This window comes from Streptomyces sp. NPDC053367 (genome assembly GCF_044545925.1).
Classification (GTDB): domain Bacteria; phylum Actinomycetota; class Actinomycetes; order Streptomycetales; family Streptomycetaceae; genus Streptomyces.
In genome coordinates, this window is record NZ_JBITYN010000007.1 from 382,850 (window position 1) to 391,303 (window position 8,454).

The 8,454-nt window shown below is 69.7% G+C and carries 7 protein-coding genes and 1 riboswitch; of the genes, 2 read left to right on the top strand and 5 right to left on the bottom strand.

Features of this window, described 5'->3' with window-relative positions:
- Window positions 1-2 precede the first annotated feature (2 nt).
- The 5 genes from ACIGXJ_RS21735 to thrC all read right to left on the bottom strand — a co-directional run bounded on the left by ACIGXJ_RS21735 (window position 3) and on the right by thrC (window position 5,539).
- Window positions 3-1,130, bottom strand: coding sequence for an NADH:flavin oxidoreductase (locus tag ACIGXJ_RS21735; protein WP_399647786.1), 1,128 nt, complete (start codon window positions 1,128-1,130; stop codon window positions 3-5).
- Window positions 1,131-1,314: 184 nt separating this feature from the next.
- Window positions 1,315-2,937: a chaperonin GroEL gene (gene groL / locus ACIGXJ_RS21740; RefSeq protein WP_399647788.1), complete on the bottom strand. Its 1,623-nt coding sequence runs from the start codon at window positions 2,935-2,937 to the stop codon at window positions 1,315-1,317.
- 390 nt (window positions 2,938-3,327) lie between these two features.
- Window positions 3,328-3,531: a cold-shock protein gene (locus ACIGXJ_RS21745; protein WP_004986573.1), complete on the bottom strand. Its 204-nt coding sequence runs from the start codon at window positions 3,529-3,531 to the stop codon at window positions 3,328-3,330.
- Between the two features lie 452 nt (window positions 3,532-3,983).
- On the bottom strand, window positions 3,984-4,259 hold the full coding sequence (locus ACIGXJ_RS21750) for a MoaD/ThiS family protein (protein WP_399647791.1): 276 nt from the start codon (window positions 4,257-4,259) through the stop codon (window positions 3,984-3,986).
- Entirely contained in the window at window positions 4,256-5,539 is a 1,284-nt protein-coding gene (gene thrC / locus ACIGXJ_RS21755) for a threonine synthase (RefSeq protein WP_399647793.1), read from the bottom strand. The genes ACIGXJ_RS21750 and thrC overlap by 4 nt, the downstream gene beginning before the upstream one ends.
- 18 nt (window positions 5,540-5,557) lie before the next feature.
- Window positions 5,558-5,705, bottom strand: a riboswitch (SAM riboswitch).
- Window positions 5,706-5,863: 158 nt separating this feature from the next.
- On the opposite strand from thrC, the gene ACIGXJ_RS21760 reads away from it, so the two are divergent.
- Both ACIGXJ_RS21760 and ACIGXJ_RS21765 read left to right on the top strand, forming a co-directional pair.
- A complete protein-coding gene (locus ACIGXJ_RS21760) occupies window positions 5,864-6,808 on the top strand; it encodes a glucosyl-3-phosphoglycerate synthase (RefSeq protein ID WP_399647795.1) in 945 nt (314 codons plus the stop codon).
- A gap of 69 nt (window positions 6,809-6,877) precedes the next feature.
- Window positions 6,878-8,251, top strand: coding sequence for a trehalose-6-phosphate synthase (locus tag ACIGXJ_RS21765; protein WP_399647798.1), 1,374 nt, complete (start codon window positions 6,878-6,880; stop codon window positions 8,249-8,251).
- The last annotated feature ends 203 nt before the right edge of the window (window positions 8,252-8,454 follow it).

Consider the following 8,454-nt stretch of genomic DNA (forward strand, 5'->3'; position numbering starts at 1 on the left):
CGTCAGCTGAGGGTCTTCAGCGCCGCCGCGTCGTACGGCGCGAGCTCGTCCATCCGGCCGGCGAGCACCTTGGCCGCCCACTCGGGGTCCTGCAGCAGCGCGCGGCCGACGGCGACCATGTCGAACTCGTCGGCCTCCAGCCGGTCGAGGAGGTTGTCGAGGCTGCCGAGCGCCGCGCCCTCGCCCTGGAATGCCTTGATGAAGTCGCCGTCGAGGCCGACCGAGCCGACGGAGATGACCGGCTTGCCGGTGAGCTTCTTCGTCCAGCCGGCCAGATTCAGGTCGGAGCCGTCGAACTCGGGCAGCCAGTAGCGCCGGGTGGAGGCGTGGAAGACGTCGACACCGGCCGCCGCGAGCGGGCTGAGGACGGCCTCCAGCTCCTCGGGTGTCTCGGCGAGGCGGGCGGTGTACTCCTGCTGCTTCCACTGCGAGTAGCGGAAGATGACGGGGAAGTCGGGGGAGACGGCCTCCCGCACGGCCGCCACGATCTCCGCCGCGAACCGGGTGCGGGCCACCGCGTCACCGCCGTAGGCGTCGGTACGGCGGTTGGTGCCGGCCCACAGGAACTGGTCGATGAGGTAGCCGTGGGCGCCGTGGATCTCCACGCCGTCGAAGCCGATGCGCTCGGCGTCCGCGGCGGCCCGGGCGAACGCCGCGATCACGTCGTCGAGGTCCTGCTGCGTCATGGCCCTGCCGGTGGGCACGGCACCCGCGGTGACCAGCCCGGAGGGGCCCATGGCGGGGGCGTCCGGGAACGGGCCGTCGCCCTGCTCGCGGACCATGCCGATGTGCCACAGCTGCGGGACGATCGTGCCGCCGGCCGCGTGGACGTCCTCGGCCACCTTCGCCCAGGCCGCCAGCTGCTCCTCGCCGTGGAAGCGGGGGACGCGGTTGCTGTTGCCGGCCGACTCGTGGCCGACGTAGGTGCCCTCGGTGACGATCAGGCCCACACCGGCCGCGGCACGGCGGGCGTAGTAGGAGCGGACGTTCTCGCCGGGTATGCCGCCGGGGGAGAACATACGGGTCATGGGCGCCATCACGATCCGGTTGGGGACGGTGAGGCCGTTCAGCGTGATCGGCCGGGACAGCACCTCGGCGGCGCGGGACGCGGGGGACTCGGTGACGCTCACGGGGGGCGCTCCTCAAGCTCGGGCAACGGTGAAACCACACGGTATGTGAGTGTGCATTGTTGCAGGTTCTTAAGTAAGCGCCTACGGCCCCGGTTATGACCCTGGACACGCCGAAGGGCGGCGCCCCCTGTCACGGACAGGGAGTGCCGCCCTCGCGAAGGACAGGCGATCAGCCGGAGGCCGATCAGAAGTCCATGTCACCGCCCGGCATGCCGCCGCCGGCCGGCGCGGCGGCCTTCTCCGGCTTGTCGGCGATGACGGCCTCGGTGGTGAGGAACAGCGCGGCGATCGACGCGGCGTTCTGCAGCGCGGAGCGCGTCACCTTGGCCGGGTCGATGATGCCCTCGGCGACCAGGTCGACGTACTCACCGGTCGCGGCGTTCAGGCCGTGGCCCGGGGTGAGGTTGCGGACCTTCTCCACCACGACGCCGCCCTCGAGGCCGGCGTTGACGGCGATCTGCTTCAGCGGGGCCTCGAGCGCCAGCTTGACGGCGGCGGCACCGGTGGCCTCGTCGCCCTCCAGCTCCAGCTTCTCGAAGACCTGGGAGGCCTGCAGCAGGGCCACGCCACCACCGGCGACGATGCCCTCCTCGACGGCGGCCTTCGCGTTGCGGACGGCGTCCTCGATGCGGTGCTTGCGCTCCTTGAGCTCCACCTCGGTGGCGGCACCGGCCTTGATGACCGCGACACCGCCGGCGAGCTTCGCCAGGCGCTCCTGCAGCTTCTCGCGGTCGTAGTCGGAGTCGCTGTTCTCGATCTCGGCGCGGATCTGGTTGACGCGGCCGTTGACCTGGTCGGAGGAGCCGGCACCGTCGACGATGGTGGTCTCGTCCTTGGTGATGACGACCTTGCGGGCGCGGCCCAGGAGGTCCAGGGTCGCGTTCTCCAGCTTGAGGCCGACCTCCTCGGAGATGACCTCGCCGCCCGTGAGGATGGCGATGTCGCCGAGCATGGCCTTGCGGCGGTCACCGAAGCCCGGGGCCTTGACGGCGACGGACTTGAAGGTGCCGCGGATCTTGTTGACGACCAGGGTCGACAGGGCCTCGCCCTCGACGTCCTCGGCGATGATCAGCAGCGGCTTGCCCGACTGCATGACCTTCTCCAGGAGCGGGAGCAGGTCCTTGACCGAGGAGATCTTGGAGTTGGCGATGAGGATGTACGGGTCCTCGAGCACCGCCTCCATGCGCTCCATGTCGGTCGCGAAGTAGGCGGAGATGTAGCCCTTGTCGAAGCGCATGCCCTCGGTGAGCTCGAGCTCCAGACCGAAGGTCTGCGACTCCTCGACGGTGATGACGCCTTCCTTGCCGACCTTGTCCATGGCCTCGGCGATGAGCTCGCCGATCTGGGTGTCGGCGGCGGAGATGGAGGCGGTGGAGGCGATCTGCTCCTTGGTCTCGACCTCCTTGGCCTGGTCGAGCAGCGCACCGGAGACGGCCTCGACGGCCTTCTCGATACCGCGCTTCAGAGCCATCGGGTTGGCACCGGCGGCCACGTTGCGCAGGCCCTCGCGGACCAGCGCCTGGGCGAGCACGGTCGCGGTGGTCGTACCGTCACCGGCGACGTCGTCCGTCTTCTTGGCGACTTCCTTGACCAGCTCGGCGCCGATCTTCTCGTACGGGTCCTCGAGCTCGATCTCCTTGGCGATGGAGACACCATCGTTGGTGATCGTGGGGGCGCCCCACTTCTTCTCGAGGACGACGTTGCGACCCTTGGGGCCGAGCGTCACCTTGACGGCGTCCGCGAGCTGGTTCATGCCGCGCTCGAGGCCGCGCCGCGCCTCCTCGTCGAACGCGATGATCTTGGCCATGTGAAGTGGTCCCTCCAGGACTGGGGGTGATTCCTTCGGACCGCGCCCGCGCCCGCGACGGACGGCTCGCACGCCTCGTGGTTCCTTGCCCCACCCGGCCTGCGGGCCTCACCGACCCGGTCCTTCGCTGTCACTCTCACCTTCAGAGTGCTAACGCCAATGATTAGCACTCGCCCCCTGCGAGTGCAAGCGCCTCTCGGGGTTCGAGCCCCCCGGGCGGGGCCGATCAGCCGCAGGCGAACAGCGGCCGGCCGGGGCGAGCGGGGAGGGGAGGGCACCGGAGGGCAGAGCAGGACCGGACAGGGCCCGGACGGGGACCCGGACAGGACGCGGGCAAGGCGAAGGGCCCGCACCCTGAGCGGATGCGGGCCCTTCGCCGGAAAGAATCGTTCAGGCGGTGACGCGAACCATGTCGGCCTGCGGGCCCTTCTGACCCTGCGAGATCTCGAACTCGACCCGCTGGCCCTCTTCCAGGGTGCGGTAGCCGTCCATCTGAATCGCGCTGTAGTGGACGAAGACGTCCGCACCACCGTCGACCGCGATGAAGCCGTACCCCTTCTCCGCGTTGAACCACTTGACGGTGCCCTGAGCCATGCCTAACTCCCCTATTACTGGCCCTTGCACAGATCCACACTTCGCGGACCCGGGTCAGACCTCACCCCCCATCGGTCGGGGGCGTGCGCCGGAACGCGTCGACCGCGGCTGAATGTATCTGTCCAACTGCCGTCTGCAACAGGTCAATCGGACGAGAATTCAGGACGCGAGCGTTCGGGAATTTACCAAGAATTCACCCTGATTCAGGGCAAGTCGGGCCGCGCATAAGGAGCGAAAGGCGCAAAACCATCGGGCACTTTGGCTGCTTCTCGTCGGTTCTCGACGGTTCCTCTAGCGGAACTCATATGCGCCCGGCATACGGAAGACGGCTGGCTTCCCCAACTCTACCGCGCTCAACCATACAGAATTGCCCCCTCCGCTTCTCTCACGGAGGGGGCAATTCGTTGAACTCTCGGTGACGACCCTTACCGAAGGTAATGGGCGGGCGGGTCTCAGCCGCCGGCGACCGCCGGAATGATGGAGACGCCGGCACCGTCCGGGGTCTCGGTCTGGAGCCCCTGCTCGAAGCGCACGTCGTCGTCGTTGACGTACACGTTCACGAACCGGCGCAGCTTGCCCTGGTCGTCGAGCACCCGGGCGGCGATGCCCGTGTGGTTCTTCTCCAGGTCGGCGATGACCTCGGCGAGGGTCGCGCCCTCGGCGGGAACCTCTGCCCGACCGCCGGTGTAGGTGCGCAGGATGGTCGGGATGCGGACGGTCACGCTCATGCGAGGCCAGCCTCTCGGAAGGAGTCCAGGGTGGGGCGGATGGTGGCGGTCAGACCGGTGCCGGCCACCGCGTCGAGGGTCTTCAGACCGTCACCGGTGTTGAGGACGACGGTCGTCAGCGAGGGGTCGAGAACACCGCTCTCGATCAGCTTCCTGGTGACGCCGACGGTCACACCGCCGGCCGTCTCGGCGAAGATGCCCTCGGTGCGGGCGAGCAGCTTGATGGCGTCCACGATCTGGGGGTCGGTCACGTCCTCCACCGAGCCGCCCGTACGGCGCGCGATGTCCAGGACGTACGGTCCGTCGGCGGGGTTGCCGATGGCCAGCGACTTGGCGATGGTGTCCGGCTTCTGCGGCCGCACCACGTCGTGCCCGGCCTTGAAGGCGGTGGACACCGGCGAGCAGCCCTCGGCCTGCGCGCCGAAGATCTTGTATGGCCGGTCCTCGACGAGCCCGAGCTTGATCAGCTCCTGGAGCCCCTTGTCGATCTTCGTCAGCTGCGACCCGGAAGCGATGGGCACCACGATCTGGTCCGGCAGCTTCCAGCCCAGCTGCTCGCAGATCTCGTACGCGAGGGTCTTGGAGCCCTCCGCGTAGTACGGGCGCAGGTTGACGTTGACGAAGCCCCAGCCCTCGCCCGCCGGGTCGCCGATGAGCTCGGAGCAGAAGCGGTTGACGTCGTCGTAGTTGCCCTCGATGCCGACGAGCTCGCCGCCGTAGACCGCGGCCATGACGACCTTGCCCTGCTCCAGGTCGTGCGGGATGAACACGCACGAGCGGAAGCCGGCCCGCGCGGCGGCGGCGCCGACGGCACCGGCGAGGTTGCCGGTGGAGGAGCACGAGAGAGTGGTGAAGCCGAAGGCGCGGGCGGCCTCTAGGGCCTGCGCCACGACCCGGTCCTTGAAGGAGTGGGTCGGGTTGCCGGAGTCGTCCTTGATGTACAGCCCGCCGGTGACGCCCAGCTCGCGCGCCAGGTTGTCGGCCTTGACGAGCTTGGTCCAGCCCGGGTTCAGATTGGGCTTCCCGGCCACGTCGGCGGGCACCGGCAGCAGCGGCGCGTAGCGCCAGATGTTCGCGGGGCCGGCCTCGATCCGCTTGCGCAGCTCCTCGGCGTCGTAGGAGGAGAAGTCGTAGGCGATCTCCAGCGGGCCGAAACACTCCTCGCAGGCGAAGAGGGGTCCGAGGGGCACGCGGTGCCCGCACTCGCGACAGCTCAGCGCGGCGGCCGGCCCGAGGTCTACGGTGGAATCGGTGGAGCTTGCAACAGTCTGCACAGCCATGTGAGGCGAGGCCCTTTCTCCTCATCTTCCTCACGACGCATCTCGCCGTGAGACGGATTTGGCACCTTCCCTAGCCGGGAGCCTCGCTGCACGAATGTCAGGAGAACCGACTGGAGGGTTGCCGGGGCTTCATCGGGCCGTGTCCCTCTGCCCCTCTGGATGAGCGGTATGGAGTTGTCCACGCGGAGGACCCCCGACATGCGATGGTCATCAGCGTTGTTCAAGACTGTAACCGAAGGCCAGGACAGTTGAGACAGCCGTCCGAACCGCGAGATGGATCATTTCAGAACCGCTCGCCGAGAGAACGCAGAGGAGCCGCAGGCTGTGCTGGAAGAAGTCGAGCGCTGGCTGACCACCCGCTCCTGGTCGGTCAGTGACCGCCCACTGCACCAGATCCTGGCCGCCAAGCGCGCGAGCGGCCAGACGGTCTCCGTCGTGCTGCCCGCGCTCAACGAGGAGGAGACCGTCGGCGACATCGTCGCGGTCATCCGCCACGACCTGATGCAGCAGGTCCCCCTGGTCGACGAGATAGTCGTGGTCGACTCGGCCTCCACCGACCGCACCGCGCAGGTCGCGGCCGCGGCGGGCGCCAGGGTCGTCCACCGCGACGAGATACTCCCCCGCATCCCGTCCGTCCCCGGCAAGGGGGAGGTGCTCTGGCGCTCCCTGCTGGTCACGACCGGGGACATCGTCTGCTTCATCGACGCCGACCTGAAGGAGTTCTCCTCCGACTTCGTCTCCGGCATCGTCGGGCCCCTGCTCACCGACCCCGACGTGGACCTCGTCAAGGGCATGTACGACCGCCCCCTCGCCGGCGCGCAGGGGCAGGGCGGCCGCGTCACCGAGCTGATGGCCCGCCCCCTGCTCAACATGCACTGGCCCCAGCTGGCCGGCTTCGTCCAGCCCCTCGGCGGTGAGTACGCGGCCCGCCGCGGCCTCCTCGAACAGCTCCCCTTCCCCGTCGGCTACGGCGTGGAGCTGGGCATGCTCGTCGACTCCCTGCACCTCGTCGGCCTGGACGCCCTCGCGCAGGTCGACGTCGGCGTGCGCATCCACCGCCACCAGGACGGCCAGGCCCTCGGCCGGATGGCCGCCGCGATCTACCGCACGGCCCAGCTGCGCCTCGCCCGCGGCCACCTCGTCCGGCCGGCCCTCACCCAGTTCGAGCGGGGCGAGAACGGCTTCGAGGCCCGCACCTACTCCGTCGACACCGAGGAGCGCCCGCCGATGCGGGAGATCGCGGAGTACGCGTCACGCAAGGTCGCGTGACGCCCGGACCTCGCGTATACGGCTGATACGTGCGTTTGAGGGTTTACGGGCCGGGCTAGGTTGAGGCGTATGGCTTCCACGCACGGTGCACAGGTGCTGGTCGCGTCCAATCGCGGCCCGGTCTCGTACGAACTGCGCGAGGACGGCGCACTCCACGCGAAACGCGGCGGCGGCGGACTCGTCTCCGGCCTCTCCGCGATCGGCCCGGACGCGGGCGCCCTCTGGGTCTGCTCGGCGCTGTCCGACGACGACCGCGAGGCCGTCCGCCGCGGCGAGGGCGAGGCGGGCGTCCGCATGCTGGACATCCCGGCCGACGTCCACGCCGACGCCTACAACGGCATCGCCAACTCGGTCCTCTGGTTCGTCCACCACATGCTGTACCAGACCCCGCTGGAACCCGTCTTCGACGAGGACTTCCGCCGCCAGTGGAGGGCCTACGAGACCTACAACCAGGCCTTCGCGGAAGCGCTGGCCGCCGAAGCGGCCCAGGGTGCGGCGGTGCTGGTCCAGGACTACCACCTCACCCTGGTCCCCGGCCTCCTGCGCGCCCTGCGCCCGGACCTGCGCATCGGCCACTTCTCCCACACCCCGTGGGCCCCGCCCGAGTACTTCCGCATGCTCCCCGACGACATCTCCGCGCAGATCGTCCAGGGCATGCTCGGCGCGGACCGCCTCGGCTTCCTCACCCACCGCTGGGCGAACGCCTTCACCGCGTGCGCCGGCGACCTGGGCGGGACCCGGATCGGCGTGCACGGCCTGGGCGCGGACGCCGACTTCCTGCGCAAGCGCGCCCACGAGCAGGACGTGGCGGACCGAATGGAGTCCCTCCGGGCCGAGATCGGCGAAGGCCGCAGGACGATCGTCCGGGTGGACCGCACGGAACTCTCCAAGAACATCGTCCGGGGCCTCCTCGCGTACCGCCACCTCCTCGACACCCGCCCCGAGTGGCGCGAACGGGTCGTCCACGTGGCCTTCGCCTACCCGTCCCGCCAGGACCTCGCCGTCTACCGCGACTACACGGCCGAGGTCCGACGCCTGGCCGACGAGATCAACACCGCCTACGGCACCCCCGACTGGACCCCCGTCGTCCTCCACGTCAAGGACGACTTCGCCCGCTCCCTGGCCGCGTACCGCCTCGCCGACGTCGCCCTCGTCAACCCCATCCGCGACGGTATGAACCTCGTCGCCAAGGAGGTCCCCGTCGTCTCCGACCAGGGCTGCGCGCTGGTCCTGTCGCGTGAGGCCGGTGCGTACGAGGAGCTCGGCGAGGACGCGCTCGCCGTCAACCCGTACGACATCGTGGGCACGGCCCACGCCCTCCACGAGGCGCTGACCATGCCGTCGGCCGAGCGGGCCGAGCGCACGAAGCGGCTGGCCGCCGCGGCAACCGCCCTGCCCCCGGCCCAGTGGTTCCTGAACCAACTGAACGCCCTGACACACTGACGCCCACCGCCGTACGCGAATGCGGGCCCGTCCACGGCCGGTCGCGCAGTTCCCCGCGCCCCTGAGAAACCGCCCACCCGACCAGGCCCGCCCCGCCGTACGCGAGTGCGGGCCCGTCCACGGCCGGTCGCGCAGTTCCCCGCGCCCCTGAGAAACCGCCCACCCGACCAGGCCCGCCCCGCCGTACGCGAGTGCGGGCCCGG

What these genes read in the sequence shown, in the direction of transcription:
- groL (WP_399647788.1), bottom strand. Translation starts at nt 2,937, where the DNA reads ATGGCCAAGATCATCGCGTTCGACGAGGAGGCGCGGCGCGGCCTCGAG.
- ACIGXJ_RS21745 (WP_004986573.1), bottom strand. Translation starts at nt 3,531, where the DNA reads ATGGCTCAGGGCACCGTCAAGTGGTTCAACGCGGAGAAGGGGTACGGC.
- ACIGXJ_RS21750 (WP_399647791.1), bottom strand. Translation starts at nt 4,259, where the DNA reads ATGAGCGTGACCGTCCGCATCCCGACCATCCTGCGCACCTACACCGGC.
- thrC (WP_399647793.1), bottom strand. Translation starts at nt 5,539, where the DNA reads ATGGCTGTGCAGACTGTTGCAAGCTCCACCGATTCCACCGTAGACCTC.
- ACIGXJ_RS21765 (WP_399647798.1), top strand. Translation starts at nt 6,878, where the DNA reads ATGGCTTCCACGCACGGTGCACAGGTGCTGGTCGCGTCCAATCGCGGC.